The organism is Streptomyces sp. BA2 (genome assembly GCF_009769735.1).
Classification (GTDB): Bacteria; Actinomycetota; Actinomycetes; order Streptomycetales; family Streptomycetaceae; genus Streptomyces.
This window is the reverse complement of sequence record NZ_WSRO01000002.1, coordinates 1,253,001-1,266,930: the sequence shown is the minus strand read 5'-3', so window position 1 is coordinate 1,266,930 and position 13,930 is coordinate 1,253,001. Positions and strand designations below refer to the sequence as shown.

Annotated in this window: 13 protein-coding genes and 1 pseudogene; 10 read left to right on the top strand and 4 right to left on the bottom strand. The window is 71.3% G+C overall.

Features of this window, described 5'->3' with window-relative positions; translation table 11 throughout:
- Positions 1-62 precede the first annotated feature (62 nt).
- The 5 genes from E5671_RS08305 to E5671_RS08285 all read left to right on the top strand — a co-directional run bounded on the left by E5671_RS08305 (position 63) and on the right by E5671_RS08285 (position 4,764).
- The gene (locus tag E5671_RS08305; RefSeq protein WP_160503191.1) at positions 63-1,022 is read left to right on the top strand and encodes a Zn-ribbon domain-containing OB-fold protein; all 960 of its coding nucleotides are present in this window, start codon (positions 63-65) and stop codon (positions 1,020-1,022) included.
- Positions 1,023-2,114, top strand: a complete 1,092-nt coding sequence (locus E5671_RS08300; protein ID WP_443032584.1) for a thiolase domain-containing protein — start codon at positions 1,023-1,025, stop codon at positions 2,112-2,114.
- A gap of 14 nt (positions 2,115-2,128) precedes the next feature.
- On the top strand, positions 2,129-3,295 hold the full coding sequence (locus tag E5671_RS08295) for a thiolase domain-containing protein (protein WP_160510061.1): 1,167 nt from the start codon (positions 2,129-2,131) through the stop codon (positions 3,293-3,295).
- A gap of 107 nt (positions 3,296-3,402) precedes the next feature.
- The gene (locus E5671_RS08290) at positions 3,403-3,666 is read left to right on the top strand and encodes a DUF397 domain-containing protein (protein WP_336605706.1); all 264 of its coding nucleotides are present in this window, start codon (positions 3,403-3,405) and stop codon (positions 3,664-3,666) included.
- 168 nt (positions 3,667-3,834) lie between these two features.
- Positions 3,835-4,764 carry a universal stress protein gene (locus E5671_RS08285; RefSeq protein WP_160503190.1) on the top strand — a complete coding sequence of 310 codons (930 nt, stop codon included), beginning with the start codon at positions 3,835-3,837 and terminating at the stop codon, positions 4,762-4,764.
- Between the two features lie 35 nt (positions 4,765-4,799).
- Here the strand turns inward: E5671_RS08285 and E5671_RS08280 are convergent, their stop codons facing one another.
- Positions 4,800-5,531 (bottom strand): leucine-rich repeat domain-containing protein, encoded by a 732-nt coding sequence (locus E5671_RS08280; RefSeq protein WP_336605705.1) that lies wholly within the window; start codon positions 5,529-5,531, stop codon positions 4,800-4,802.
- 160 nt (positions 5,532-5,691) lie between these two features.
- On the opposite strand from E5671_RS08280, the gene E5671_RS08275 reads away from it, so the two are divergent.
- The 3 genes from E5671_RS08275 to E5671_RS08265 all read left to right on the top strand — a co-directional run bounded on the left by E5671_RS08275 (position 5,692) and on the right by E5671_RS08265 (position 8,916).
- Entirely contained in the window at positions 5,692-5,841 is a 150-nt protein-coding gene (locus E5671_RS08275) for a hypothetical protein (RefSeq protein ID WP_160503188.1), read from the top strand.
- A 95-nt stretch (positions 5,842-5,936) separates the two neighbouring features.
- Positions 5,937-6,437, top strand: a complete 501-nt coding sequence (locus E5671_RS08270) for a hypothetical protein (RefSeq protein WP_160503187.1) — start codon at positions 5,937-5,939, stop codon at positions 6,435-6,437.
- Positions 6,438-6,573: 136 nt separating this feature from the next.
- Positions 6,574-8,916 carry a glycoside hydrolase family 95 protein gene (locus tag E5671_RS08265; RefSeq protein ID WP_160503186.1) on the top strand — a complete coding sequence of 781 codons (2,343 nt, stop codon included), beginning with the start codon at positions 6,574-6,576 and terminating at the stop codon, positions 8,914-8,916.
- 104 nt (positions 8,917-9,020) lie between these two features.
- Here E5671_RS08265 and E5671_RS08260 read toward each other — a convergent pair whose 3' ends face one another.
- Both E5671_RS08260 and E5671_RS08255 read right to left on the bottom strand, forming a co-directional pair.
- Positions 9,021-11,021, bottom strand: a complete 2,001-nt coding sequence (locus E5671_RS08260; protein ID WP_160503185.1) for an N-acetylmuramoyl-L-alanine amidase — start codon at positions 11,019-11,021, stop codon at positions 9,021-9,023.
- Between the two features lie 202 nt (positions 11,022-11,223).
- Positions 11,224-11,760, bottom strand: a complete 537-nt coding sequence (locus tag E5671_RS08255) for a TetR family transcriptional regulator (RefSeq protein ID WP_160503184.1) — start codon at positions 11,758-11,760, stop codon at positions 11,224-11,226.
- A 101-nt stretch (positions 11,761-11,861) separates the two neighbouring features.
- On the opposite strand from E5671_RS08255, the pseudogene E5671_RS45350 reads away from it, so the two are divergent.
- Both E5671_RS45350 and E5671_RS08245 read left to right on the top strand, forming a co-directional pair.
- Positions 11,862-12,113 (top strand): annotated as a pseudogene (locus tag E5671_RS45350) (SDR family NAD(P)-dependent oxidoreductase); the annotation flags it as partial.
- Positions 12,101-12,613: a hypothetical protein gene (locus E5671_RS08245; protein ID WP_160503183.1), complete on the top strand. Its 513-nt coding sequence runs from the start codon at positions 12,101-12,103 to the stop codon at positions 12,611-12,613. The pseudogene E5671_RS45350 and the gene E5671_RS08245, both read left to right, overlap by 13 nt.
- A gap of 22 nt (positions 12,614-12,635) precedes the next feature.
- Here the strand turns inward: E5671_RS08245 and E5671_RS08240 are convergent, their stop codons facing one another.
- Positions 12,636-13,838, bottom strand: coding sequence for an ROK family transcriptional regulator (locus E5671_RS08240; RefSeq protein WP_160503182.1), 1,203 nt, complete (start codon positions 13,836-13,838; stop codon positions 12,636-12,638).
- Positions 13,839-13,930 lie beyond the last annotated feature (92 nt).

The following is a 13,930-nucleotide window of genomic DNA, read 5'->3' as shown; positions in this document are numbered from 1 at the left end:
GTTCCCCGCGCCCCTTCGGTGCGCCCCCTCCGCTCACATCGCCTAGAAACGGAGTTCTGCTCATGGCATCCGCTCCCTCCCCCGAAGTGCTGCGTGCCCCTCTGGTCGTCGAGTTTCCTTTCACCCGGTCCCTCGGGCCCGTGCAGAGTGCCTTCCTGACCGGGCTGCGCGAGCGCACCGTACTCGGCGTGAAGACCACCGACGGGCGCACCCTCGTCCCGCCCGTCGAGTACGACCCCGTCACCGCCGACGAGATACGCGACCTCGTCGAGGTCTCCGCCACCGGCACCGTCACCACCTGGGCCTGGAACCACGAACCCCGCAGGGGGCAGCCCCTCGACGCGCCCTTCGCCTGGGTCCTGGTGAAGCTCGACGGCGCCGACACCGCCCTGCTGCACGCCCTGGACGCGCCGGGCCGCGACTCGGTCAGGACCGGCATGCGCGTCCGGATCCGCTGGGCCGCCGAACGCACCGGCGCCATCACGGACATCGCCTGCTTCGAGCCGTACGAGGGACCAACAGGCGGTGAACCAGCCCCGCACGCCGGGGAGTTCAGCGACCCCGTCACCGGCATCGTCGCCGCCGCGCGCCTCGACTACACCTACGCGCCTGGCCGCGCCCAGACCGCCTACATCAAGGCGCTATCCGACCGGAAGACCGTCGGCGAGCGCTGTCCTTCCTGCCACAAGGTCTACGTACCGCCCCGCGGTGCCTGCCCCACCTGCGGCGTCGCCACGGCCGAGCGGGTCGAGGTCGGGCCCCGCGGCACCGTCACCACGTACTGCATCGTCAACATCAAGGCGAAGAACCTCGACATCGAAGTGCCTTACGTCTACGCGCACATTGCCCTCGACGGCGCCGACCTCGCCCTCCACGCCCGCATCGCGGGCATTCCGTACGACCAGGTGAGGATGGGCCTTCGCGTCGAGCCGGTGTGGACCGAGGGAGCCCGCTTCCCCGACCACTACCGGCCCACGGGCGAACCGGACGCCGACTACGACACGTACAAGGAGCTGGTGTAGATGCCGTCCGGGAAGACGTCCGCGAAGCCGTCCGTGATGCGGCCAGTCCGGGACATCGCCATCGTGGCCTTCGGGCAGACCGACCACCTGCGCTCCACCGACGAGCTCTCCGAGGTGGAGATGCTCATGCCGGTCCTGCACCAGGTCCTCGCCGCCACCGGTCTGAAGACCAGCGACATCGGCTTCACCTGCTCCGGGTCCTCGGACTATCTGGCCGGGCGCGCCTTCTCCTTCACCATGGCGCTCGACGGGGTCGGTGCCTGGCCGCCGATCTCCGAGTCGCACGTCGAGATGGACGGCGCCTGGGCGCTGTACGAGGCGTGGACCAAGCTGCTCACCGGTGAGGCAGACACCGCGCTCGTGTACTCGTACGGAAAGTCGTCCCCCGGATCGGTGCGTGACGTGCTGACCCGGCAGCTCGACCCGTACTACGTGGCGCCCCTCTGGCCGGACTCGGTCGCCCTCGCCGCCCTCCAGGCGCAGGCCCTGATCGACGCGGGGGACACCGACGAGCCCGCGCTCGCCGGGGTGGCGTCGCGCAGCCGCCAGGACGCGTCCGCCAACTCCCATGCGCAGCTGCGTGGTTCGGTGCCGCAGGGCGACTACGTCGTGCGTCCTCTGCGTACCGGCGACTGCCCGCCCATCGGGGACGGCGCCGCCGCCGTGATCCTCGCGGCCGGGGACCGGGCCCGTGAGCTCTGCGAGCGGCCGGCGTGGATCCGTGGGATCGACCACCGCGTCGAAGCGCACAGCCTCGGCGTACGCGACCTCACCGACTCGCCGTCGAGCCGCCTGGCCGCCGAGCGGGCCGGTGCCTTCGAACGGCCCGTGGACACCGCCGAGTTGCACGCGCCGTTCACCTCCCAGGAGGTCGTCCTGCGCAAGGCGCTGAAACTGGGCGACGACGTCTCGGTGAACCCGTCCGGGGGTGCGCTTGCCGCCAACCCCATGATGGCCGCCGGTCTGATCCGGCTCGGTGAGGCCGCCGCCCGCATCCACCGGGGCGAGTCGGACCGAGCCCTCGCGCACGCCACATCCGGACCCTGCCTGCAGCAGAACCTGGTCGCCGTCCTCGAAGGAGAGCCGTCATGAGTGGGGTGAGCGGGGTGGGCAAGGAGCCCGTGGCCGTCGTCGGGATCGGCCAGACCAAGCACGTCGCCGCCCGGCGTGACGTCTCGATCGCGGGCCTCGTCCGCGAGGCCGCCCAAGCCGCCCTGAACGACGCGGAGTTGACCTGGGCGGACATCGACGCGGTCGTCATCGGCAAGGCGCCGGACTTCTTCGAGGGCGTCATGATGCCCGAGCTGTACCTCGCCGACGCGCTCGGCGCGGTGGGCAAGCCGATGCTGCGCGTCCACACGGCGGGTTCCGTCGGCGGCTCCACGGCGTTGGTCGCGTCGAACCTGGTCGCGGGCCGCGTCCACGGCACCGTACTGACCCTCGCCTTCGAAAAGCAGTCGGAATCCAACGCGATGTGGGGGCTCTCGCTGCCCATCCCCTTCCAGCAGCCGCTCCTCGCGGGCGCGGGCGGCTTCTTCGCCCCGCACGTGCGCGCGTACATGCGGCGCACCGGCGCCCCCGACACGGTCGGTTCACTCGTCGCGTACAAGGACCGCCGCAACGCCCTCAAGAACCCCTACGCGCACCTGCACGAGCAGGACATCACCCTGGAGAAGGTCCAGGCATCGCCCATGCTCTGGGACCCGATCCGCTACTCCGAGACCTGCCCGTCCTCCGACGGGGCCTGCGCGATGATCCTCACCGACCGTACGGGCGCGGCCCGTTCGCCCCGGCCGCCCGCCTGGATGCACGGCGGCGCGATGCGCAGCGAGCCGACTCTCTTCGCGGGCAAGGACTTCGTGTCGCCGCAGGCGGGCAAGGACTGCGCCGCCGACGTCTACCGGCAGGCCGGGGTCACGGACCCGCGGCGCGAGATCGACGCCGTCGAGATGTACGTGCCGTTCTCCTGGTACGAGCCGATGTGGCTGGAGAACCTGGGCTTCGCCGAGGAGGGCGAGGGCTGGAAACTGACCGAGTCGGGTGTGACGGAGCTGGACGGCGATCTGCCCGTCAACATGTCGGGCGGCGTCCTGTCCACCAATCCCATCGGTGCCTCGGGCATGATCCGGTTCGCCGAAGCGGCACTTCAGGTGCGCGGCCAGGCAGGCGAGCACCAGATCGACGGGGCCCGCAGGGCGCTCGGACACGCCTACGGAGGCGGTTCGCAGTTCTTCTCCATGTGGCTGGTCGGCGCGGAGCCGCCCACGACGTGACGGGTGCGTCGTGCCGGACAGGCGGCCGCCTTCCTTCCGCGGCCTGTCCGGCACAGGAAGCGAAAGCTAGGCTGGCGGGCGGACGACGCATCGGGAGGAGCACGGACGTGGCCGAAGGCACCATTCAGCAGCATCCGCTCGCAGGTCAGCAGCGCCCGCTCGCGGGCTGGGACAAGCCGGAGCTCGACCTCAGCACAGCGGACTGGCAATCGAGCAGCGAGGGGCGGGGTGATGTGGAGATCGCCTTTGTCGAAGGCTTCATCGCGATGCGCAACGCAGGCCGCCCCGAGAGCCCGTCCCTCATCTTCACCCCGGCGGAGTGGGGAGCGTTCGTGCACGGCGCGCGTGCGGGGGAGTTCGATCTGACGTAGGCCGTGTGGGGCGTTGTGGGCCCTCGTCTCCGGCTGTCGCGGCCGCTCGCGGCTTGCGCCGTGCTGACCTGGTGACTTCGGACTCCGCCTCCGGCACGCCTCCCGCACGGGGCGGGAACCGGAAGCGGGGCCGGTCGACCTTGGCCTTGCGCCGGAGACGAGGAAGCCATGAGTGACGACGCGCCCGTTGAACCCGCCCCGGCCGCGCCCGCCCCGGCCCGCGACGCACCTGTCGTGGTGGCCGTCGACGGGTCGGCCGGCAGCGACCACGCCCTGGAATGGGCACTGACGGCCGCACGGCTGCGGAACGCGCCGCTGCGGATCGTGCACGTGCGGCAGTACGCGATGCCGCTGGCCGACGGTCCTTACATGCCGACCATCGACCACCGCTCCGACGCCGACCCGGTGGTCGACCGCGTGCGCGGGGCCCTGGAAGGCCGGGCTGATCTGCCTCCGCTGACGGTCGAGGTCGTGGAGGGCTCCCCGGGGCGGGACATCGCACCGCTCGGCGACGAGGCGCAGCTCTTGGTGCTCGGGTCGCGCGGTCGGGGCGGCTTCGCCAGTCTGCTGCTCGGCTCGAACGGTCTCGCGTGCGCGCGGGAGGCGGCGTGCCCGGTGGTCGTGGTGAGGCCGGACGCGGAGCTCACGGCGGGGGCCGAGCCGTGCGTGGTGCTCGGGCTCGACCCGCTCTCCCCGCACGACGACACGATCGGCTTCGCCTTCGTGGAAGCGGCGCTGCGGGGCGCGGTGCTCCGGGTCGTCTGCGCCTATCCCGGGCCCGTCCTCGTCTACACGGCCACCGGTGACTTCGTGACCTCGGCGGAAGCGGACGCGGCGACCGCGGCGCACTACACGGAGCTCGCGGGCGAGCAGCTCGCGCCTTTCCAGGAGCGTAATCCGAAGGTGCGTGTGGAGAAGGAGGTCCTGCCGGGGGACGCGGCGGGGCTCCTCGTGGACGCGTCGCGGGAGGCGGACCTCGTGGTGGTGGGGCGTCACCAGAGCCGGATGCCGCTGGGGAGGCTGATGGGATCGGTGACCAACGCGGTGCTGCTGCATGCGAAGGGCGCGGTGGGTGTGGTGCCGCCGGAGCACCGGTAGGAACGGCCCTCACACGCCGGTTCGCCGGCCGGGCTTCACCGCAGCACCACGCACCCCCGCCCCTCCAGCCTCCGCAGCAGCTCGTCCGGCACGGCGACCTCGTTCCAGCGCAGGTCGAGCTTCTCCAGCGCGCGCAGGTCGCCGATCCACTGCGGGAGCTCCCGCAGGCGGTTCGCCCGCAGATCGAGCCTCCGCAGCAGGGGCAGCCCACGCAGGGCCTCCGGCACCGTCGCGAACTCGTTCTCGCGCAGCTCCAGTTCGCGCAGGGCGCCGAGGCGGCCGACCGAGGCGGGAAGCGACGTGAGGCGGTTGCCGCGCAGCCACAGTTCACGTAGGGCGGCCAGGTCGCCGAGCGACGAAGGGACCGAGGTCAGGTGGTTGTGCTGGGCGCGCAGTTCGACGAGGGCGTCGAGTGAGCCCAGCGTGTCCGGCAGCGCCGTCAGCCGGTTCTCGCCCACGTTGAGGTAGGTCAGCCGCTTCAGATTGCCCAGGGAGTCCGGAAGTGACGTGAGGCGGTTGTCGTGGACGTAGAGGAAGCGGCTGAGGTCCGTCAGGTCGCCGAGCTCCGGCGGAAGCTCGGTCAGGTGGTTGTGGCCCAGGTCCAGCGTGTGCAGGGACGCCAAGGTGCCGATCCGGGCGGGGAGCCGCGTGAGCGCGTTGTCGGGGAGGAGCAGGACCTCCAGGGACGGGTGGTGCCACACCTCGTCGGGGACGTCGCTCAGGCCGCCGTGCCAGAAGTTGAGTACGTTCTCGGTGCCGAGCGTCACGTGAGGGTCCCTTCGTCGGAGTGGACGACGGTAGCCAACCGCACCGCTGGCTGCGGCGGAATCAGCTCCCGGCGGGCCCCGAGGCGCGCTCATCGGGTCGTCGCCTGCCGCCTGAGGAACTGCCCGCCCACGCCGAAGAGTTCGGAGACCTGCCAGGGACGTGCCGGGCAGGCCCATCGGCTCCGAACTGCTCAGCGCCACCGCCTTCGCCCGTTTCGTACGCGACCGGCCGCTGTACGCCGTCTACCGGAAAGGGGGAACGAACCACTCTGGTCCCGCCGCCGCGCTCGCGCCCCATCACCCCCGCTGACCTCGCGCTGAACACCGGCCCGACCTCCGGCCGCCCCGCGCGGACCGGCGCCGCCCCCGCGCCGACAAGCGCCGCGGGCCACGTACCATTGGCGCATGTCCTTCCTCCGCCGCCGCAGCTCCGCCACTCCCGCTGGCCCGGACTTCGATGTCCTCGCCATGGACCCGGGTGACTGGCCCGGCAACCTCGGCGCGGGCCTGCTGCCCGCCCCCGACGGCAGCTGCCAGGGCGTCTTCCTGCGCTACGACCTCTTCGGCGGGCGCGGCCCCGCGATGATCATCGGCAATCTTCCCGAGGGCTCCCCGGCGCGCGAGACGGCCGACGACGAGGTGCCCTTCGAGGTCGCCCAGCTGCTGCTCGCGCTGGAGAACGACGAGGAGGTCACCGTCGTCACCACCGAGGACATGCCGGTGATGCAGGGCGACAACCTCCTCATCGTGCGCCGCCTCAAGCTCTCCGAAAGCCGCATCTCCTGCGTGCAGTTCGACCGCAGCGACGGCGTCCTGGTCACCATCGCCGCCTGGGACCGGCCCATCACCGACGATCTGTACGCCCTCCTGAAGCCGCTGCCCGCGGAGCTCTTCCAGCAGGGCTGACACACCCGGCACGACCGCAGGCCACGTACCCACCCCTTCTGTCGGAGGGGTGGGTTTTGTCATGCGCCTTGCCAGGCCAGTCATCGGACTTTTAACGTGACCGGTCATGACTCCCGGGATCTCGCGAAGAACCACGATGAAGTCCGCCGTAGGTGGAGCAGCTGTCCTGGCGGCGGGCGGAGGCGTTCTCGCCGGCACCGCTACGGCAGCGGAGGGGCAGCCTGAGGCGCACGACACCTCCGATGAATCGCTGCTCTGGTATGCGAAGCCCGCCGCCGACTGGGAGCGGGAGGCCCTCCCCATCGGCAATGGCGCACTCGGCGCCATGGTCTTCGGCACCCTCGCCTCCGAGCGGCTCCAGTTCAACGAGAAGACCCTGTGGACCGGCGGCCCCGGCTCCCGCGAGGGCTACGACCACGGCAACTGGCGCGAGGCCAGACCCGGCGCACTCGACGCGGTACGCAAGGAGCTGGACGAGAAGGGCGGGCTCTCCCCCGACGCGGTCGCCGCCGGCCTCGGCCAGTCCCGCCGCGGCTACGGCGCCCACCAGACCTTCGGCGATCTGCACCTCGACATGCCGGGCGCCCCGGACGCACCCGACGCCACATACCGCCGCGCCCTCGATCTCCGCAAGGGCCTGGCGACCGTCACGTACGCCCACCAAAAGGTGCGCCACGACCGGGAGTTCTTCGCCTCCCACCCCGACGGCGTGCTCGTCGGGCGCCTCACCGCCGACCGCCCCGCGAGCGTCACCTGCACCCTGCGCCACACCTCGCCCCGCGCCGACTTCACCGCGAAGGCGGACGGCGACCGGATGACCGTACGCGGTGAACTCGCCGACAACGGCCTCACGTTCGAGGCGCAGCTGCGCGTCGTGCACCGAGGAGGCACGCGCACGGCGAACGCGGACGGCAGCATCACCATCACCGGTGCCGACCACGTCTGGTTCGCGCTCGCCGCGGGAACCGACTACGCCGACACCTACCCCGACTACCGCGGCGACGACCCGCACGCCCTCGTCACCCGCACCGTCGACCAGGCCATCGCCAAGGGCCACGGCGCGCTCCGGGCCCGCCATCTGCGCGACCACGGCGACCTGTTCGGCCGGGTCTCCCTCGACATCGGCCAGGCGGCACCCGCCGACGTCCCGACCGACCAGCTGCTCAAGGGGTACGGGGCAGGTGCGAGCGCGGCCGACCGCGCCCTCGAAGCCCTCTTCTTCCAGTACGGGCGCTACCTCCTCATCGCCTCTTCCCGCGCGGGTTCGCTGCCCGCGAACCTCCAGGGCGTGTGGAACAACAGCACCACCCCGCCCTGGTCGGCCGACTACCACACCAACATCAACCTCCAGATGAACTACTGGCTCGCCGAGGCCGCCAACCTCCCCGAGACCACCGCCCCGTACGACCGCTTCGTCCAGGCACTGCGCGCGCCGGGGCGGCGCACGGCGAAGGAGATGTTCGGCTCGCGGGGCTGGGTGGTGCACAACGAGACCAACCCCTACGGCTTCACCGGCGTCCACGACTGGTCGACCGCCTTCTGGTTCCCCGAGGCCGCCGCCTGGCTCACCGCGCAGCTCTACGAGCACTACCGTTTCGGCGGTTCCACGGAGTACCTCCGCTCCACCGCCTATCCGGTGATGAAGGAAGCCGCCGAGTTCTGGCTCGACAACCTCCGCACCGACCCCCGCGACGGCACCCTCGTCGTCACGCCCAGCTACTCGCCCGAGCACGGCGACTTCACCGCGGGCGACTCCATGGCCCAGCAGATCGTGCACGACCTGCTCACCAACACCCTGGAAGCCGCCCGCGTGCTCGGTGACTCGGCCGCCTTCCGCGCCGAGCTCGACAAGACCCTCGGCGAGCTCGACCCCGGGCTGCGCGTCGGTTCCTGGGGGCAGCTCCAGGAGTGGAAGGCCGACCTGGACGACAAGGCAGACGACCACCGGCACGTCTCCCACCTCTACGCCCTGCACCCGGGACGGCAGATCCAGCCGGGCAGCAAGTGGGCCGACGCCGCGAAGGTCTCCCTCACCGCACGCGGCGACGGCGGCACCGGCTGGTCCAAGGCGTGGAAGGTCAACTTCTGGGCGCGCCTTCGCGACGGCGACCACGCGCACAAGATGCTCGGCGAGCAGCTCAAGTCCTCGACGCTCCCGAACCTCTGGGACACCCATCCGCCGTTCCAGATCGACGGCAACTTCGGGGCGACATCGGGCATCGTGGAGATGCTCCTGCAGAGCCAGTTCGACGTCATCGAGGTGCTGCCCGCACTGCCGGCGAGCTGGCCCGAGGGGTCGGTGCGCGGCCTGCGGGCACGCGGCGGGGCACGCCTGGACATCGAGTGGTCGGGCGGACGGGCCACGCGCATCGTGCTCACCGCCTCCCGTACTCGTGAACTCACCGTGCGCAGCGGCCTGTTGGAGGGCGGCGAGAAGACCTTCAAGGCGCGGGCAGGACAGCGGTACGTCTTCGACTGAGCGCCGTCCGCTGAGCGCCGTCCGCGCACGAGAGTCAGTGGGCACACACGTCAGGGCCGGGCCCGCCCCCACGCGAACCCGGCCCTGACGGCAACTCGGGGGCTCTAGGAGCCCGAAGGCACCACCCGCACATCGGCCGCCCGGACATACGCCACGCGGTGCCCGAACTGGACCTCGTAGTACATGTCCTTGCCGCGCACCACCTTGTGCGGCGCCGTGTCGAACGTCGGCGCGTAGAAGTACTCGCCCGGCACCTTGTCGCCGATCGCGTACTTCTGTCCCGCGAGGAGCTTGTACGGCAGCGGCGTGACCGGCTGCGCCGGGACGCCCGCCGGGTACGCCTCCTTCTCCGGGTAGGCGCGCCCGTACACCGGGATCTCCTTGGCGTCGCCCTTCGGCGTCACCACGAGCCCCTTCGCGTCGACGGCCGTCGGCTGCTTCTTCGGGTTCTTGAACCAGGCCTTCTGGCCCAGGTACCAGACGGCGGTCCAGTCGCCCTCGCGATCGGCGACCGCGTACTGCTGGCCGGTGGAGAGGCGGGCGCCGGTGTCGTTCACGCCGATGGTCGAGGCGCCGCCGCCGGGACGCAGTCCGATGTCCTTGATGAGCGGCGCGTCGTCACGCGGCTCGGTGTGGACGCGCACCGCGGCGGAACCGTGCGGCACGCACTTCTCGCCCGGCTTGACGCAGCCCGTGTACTCCGGCCGGTTCTTGGAGTAGTCCGGCGCCACCGTCACCAGACCGCCGTTCGGGCCCGCCGTGCGCTTGAACGGCTTGCCCATCAGCGTGAAGTAGTGCTGCCAGTCCCAGTACGGGCCGGGGTCGGTGTGCATGCCCGCGATCGTCGACGGCAGCGTGCCCGGCACGTTGTCGTGCCCGATGATGTGCTGACGGTCCAGCGGGATGTCGTACTTCTTCGACAGATACTTCACCAGACGCGCCGACGAGCGGTACATCGCCTCCGTGTACCAGGTGTCGGGCGCCGTGAGGAAGCCCTCGTGCTCCAGGCCGATCGACTTGGAGTTCACGTACCAGTTGCCCGCGTGCCAGGCGACGTCCTTGGCCTTCACATGCTGGGCGATGTGACCGTCGGTGGAGCGCAGGGTGTACTGCCAGGAGACGTACGTGGGGTCCTGCACCATGTTCAGGACGCCTTCCCAGCGGCCCTCGGTGTCGTGGATGACGATCGTGTCGATGCTCTGGCTCTTGGGCCGGTTCGACAGGTCGTGGTTGCCGTAGTCGTCGTTGCCGTTCGGGTCCTTGAACTCCTCGTACGGCGCCGGGATCCACTCGCACGACACGGTCGAGGGGCATTCGGTCTCGCCCTTCGGCGCCTTGCGCAGCCCCATGCCCCGCACCTGCGCGGCATCCGGCTTCAGGCCGCTGACCGCCGGGAGCGCCACATGCTGTCCGGCGTCCGTGGTGCGCTCCTGGCCGTCGTGGATGACGGCGAAGACATCATTGGCGTAGGTCGCCGCCGTGGCCTGGTCGTCCGCGCCGGAGAAGCGGGCGATCGCTCCGTACCACTCGGCGGGGTCGTCGCTCAGAGGCTTGCCGAGCCTCTTCTGCGCGGCGGCGAGCAGGGCTGCGCCGCCGCGTACGTTGGCGGCAGGGTCGGTGCGCAGCTTCTCGGCGGACTGCCCGCTGAGTTCGGCGGCGCGGGGCAACGTCTTGAGCCGTGCGGGCAGTTGGGAGTTCTCCGGCACCTTGGCCGTGGACTCCTTCGGCTTGAGAACGCCGCGGGACGCGTCGCCGCGCGGGTCCTCGTCGCCCTCGCTGTGGTGCGGGGCGCCGGCGACGGCGGTGCGCGCGTCGGTGAGGTGCATCGGGCCGTAGCCGCCGGTCACGCTCGGCGCGCCGCCGTGCGCGTCCCAGCGGGACTGCAGGTAGGACACTCCGAGCAGCACGCTCTGGGGTACGCGGTATTCGGCGGCCGCGGCGGCGAAGGCGCTCTGCAGCTCTTGCGACGGGGCTCGCCCGGGAGCGCCGGAGGAGGGCGCGGCACCGAGCAACGGAAGCAGCAGACCGGCGGAGACAAGGGCGCCGGCAGTTCTGACGGCGCGTCTGCGCGCGGCAGGGGTGCGGGCGGTGACGGATCCTCGCAATGCAGCCTCCTGGGACGGTGAAGCGTGATGGGGCGTGCGGGGCCGGGCGTGCGTCAGTGGTACCGGCTCTCCGACGATCCGTCAATCATGCCCAGGGGTAGGGATTTCCCATGTCAGCACCGGTCCCGGCGAGTTTCGCCATGGGTGGCGGGGCGGCCTGCGGCGCGTCAGTGGATTGGACCAATGAGCGGCGCGGGAGCTCTCAAGGGCGCAGGGCCGCGAAAGCCCGGTCGACGAGGGCGCCCCGGTCCGCCGTGCCGCCCGAGCGCAGCCACTCCCGGTCCGCCGCGTCCAGGGCTGCGGCGGCGGCCGAGGTCAGGACATCGAAGCTGAACGCGTCCAGCTTCGCGCCATCCCGTTGGGTGAGTGCCTCGGCGACCTGGGCGCGCATCGCGTCCCGCTTCTGGTGCAGCCGTGCCCGCAGGGACGGTGTCGCGTCGATGAGGGTGAGCTCGGCCAACTGCCGCTCGGAGGTGTGGATCCGATGCTGCCAGCCGCGCAGCACCTGGTGAAGGCAGTCCCAGGGTGCCTCGTCGGTCGGGCGACCGCGCACATCTTCGGCGACCTCGTCCGCCATCGATTCCACCGTGCCGAAGACGACGTCCTCCTTGGACGGGAAGTACCGGAAGAAGCTTCGCTTCGACAGGCCCGCGGCGTGTGCGATGTCCTCCACGGTCGTCTCGTCGAACCCCCGCTCGGCGAACAACTCAAGCGCCAGCGCAGCCAGTTCGGCCCGCATGGCGCGCCGGGCCCGGGCGCGTAGCCCCCGGCGGCGGGCATGACGTCCTTACGCGGCAAAACGGCACTGGTCACTGGTAGTGCGGGAGGCGGTCCGCCGACGCGGCGCGCGAACTCGCTCGGGAGCCAGGGGGCGGTTCAGTGGAGGCGGTGGCGGCGGACCTGACACTGCGCGAAGGACGGCACCGTACGGCCGACGCGGTAAGCGCCGGCCACGCCCAACTCGACGTGCTCGTCAACAACTTCGGCATGAACCCGGCCGCTCGCCGCCTGACCGCCGACGGAGTGGAGACCGCCTTCGCCGCGAACGTCCTCGCGCCCTTCGTCCTCACCCGCTCCTCATGCCACAGCTGACGAAGGCCTCTGCCGCCCGGGTCGTGAACCTCACGGGCGGCATCCCGCGCGGCCCCGTCGACCCCGGCAACCTCCAGGCGGAGAAGGCCTTCGTCGACTGGACCTTCGGCCAGTACAACCACACCAAAGCCGCGCTCATAGCGATGAGTTACGAGTACGGGCGACGGACCGAGGACGGATCGGTCACGATCAACGTGGCCTATCCCGGCCACGCGTACACGCCGGGCAACAAGGCCACCCCGATGAGCGCGTTCCCCTGGGTGTACCGCCCGGCCGCGCCCCTGGTCCGGCTGCTCGGCCCGCTCCTGCTCGCGGACCTCGCCAAGCCCGCGAGGTCCAGCATCCACCTGGCCACGCACCCCGACGTCGCGCACGTCACCGGTGCCTACTACGACGCGAAATGCCGCCGGGTCCCGTGGCCGGACTTCGCCACGGAGCCCCGTACGCGCGCGGCGGTCTGGTCGCTGTGCGAGGAGCTCGCCGGAGACGAGGGGCCCTGAGCCCTGCTGTGGCGTGGCGTCCTCAGCGCGCCGCGCCCGCCAGTACCCGGTCCACCTGTCGCGGGGACAGCGCGTGCTCGACCGCGAGGATGCCCGCGCCGATCGCCGCCGCGTTCTCGCCGGTGCGGCTCGGCTCGATGCGGAGCACATGCGTGGCCAAGGGGTGCGAGCGGCGGTACACCGCTTCCCGTACGCCGGCCAGGAGTTGGTCGTGGACGGCGGCCATCACCCCGCCGACCACCACCGTGTCCGGGTTGAAGAAGTTCACCAGGCCCGCCAGCACCTCGCCCACCGCACGGCCGGCCTCGCGCACCATGCGGACGGCGTCGCGGTTGCCGGACTTCACCAGGCGTACGACATCGCTGCCCGAGGTCGCCTGCAGGCCGAGCCCGGAGAGTTTGCGTGCGATCGCCGCGCCGCCCGCCACCGCCTCCAGGCAGCCCGAGTTGCCGCACCGGCAGGGCTCCTCGACGTCACCGACCCGGATGTGCCCGATGTCGCCCGCGCTGCCCTGCGCGCCCCGGTGCAGCCTGCCGTCGGCGACGATGCCGCAGCCGATGCCCGTGCCCACCTTGATGTAGAGCAGATAGCGCGTGTCGGGGAAGGCGCGGCGCTGCTCGGCGAGCGCCATCACGTTCACGTCGTTGTCGACCAGGGCGCGCGGGCCGAACCGCTCGGCGAAGAACTCCGGTATGGGGTACTGGTGCCAGCCCGGCATGATCGGCGGATCCACCGGGCGGCCCGTCGAGAACTCCACGGGCCCCGGTACCCCGACCCCGATGGACTTCAGCGACGCGGGGTCGCGATCCGCCTCCTTGAGGAGCGTGTGCAGCGTCCGCTCCACGTGGCCGAGCACCTCCTGCGGGCCGTCCGCGATGGAGAGCGGGTCCTCGCGCAGGGCGAGCATCTCGCCGCCGATGTCCATCAGGGCGACCCGGCAGTGCGAAGCGCCCAAGTCGACGCCTGCCACGGCGTGTTCGCGCGTGCGCAGGCGAAGGCGGCGCGGCGGTCTGCCGCCCGTCGACCCGCCGTCCGCCTCCTCGGTGACGAAGCCGTGCGCGATCAGCGCGTCCACCCGCTGCGAAACCGTCGACCGTGCGAGCCCCGTCACGCGGGCGATGTCGGCGCGGGTCTCCACCGCCCCCGTACGGAGCAGGGCGAGGACTTCGCCGGGTGAGGACGGTGAGGACGGTACGGAATCGGGGTGATCCGGCGCTCCAGACATGGCAGTCACCATAGGGACGAGTTTCGCTGCTCACAAGGCCGATGCTGTTCGGTGTTCGACCTAAGTCGCCGTCAACTCGCTTGCAGCGAAAG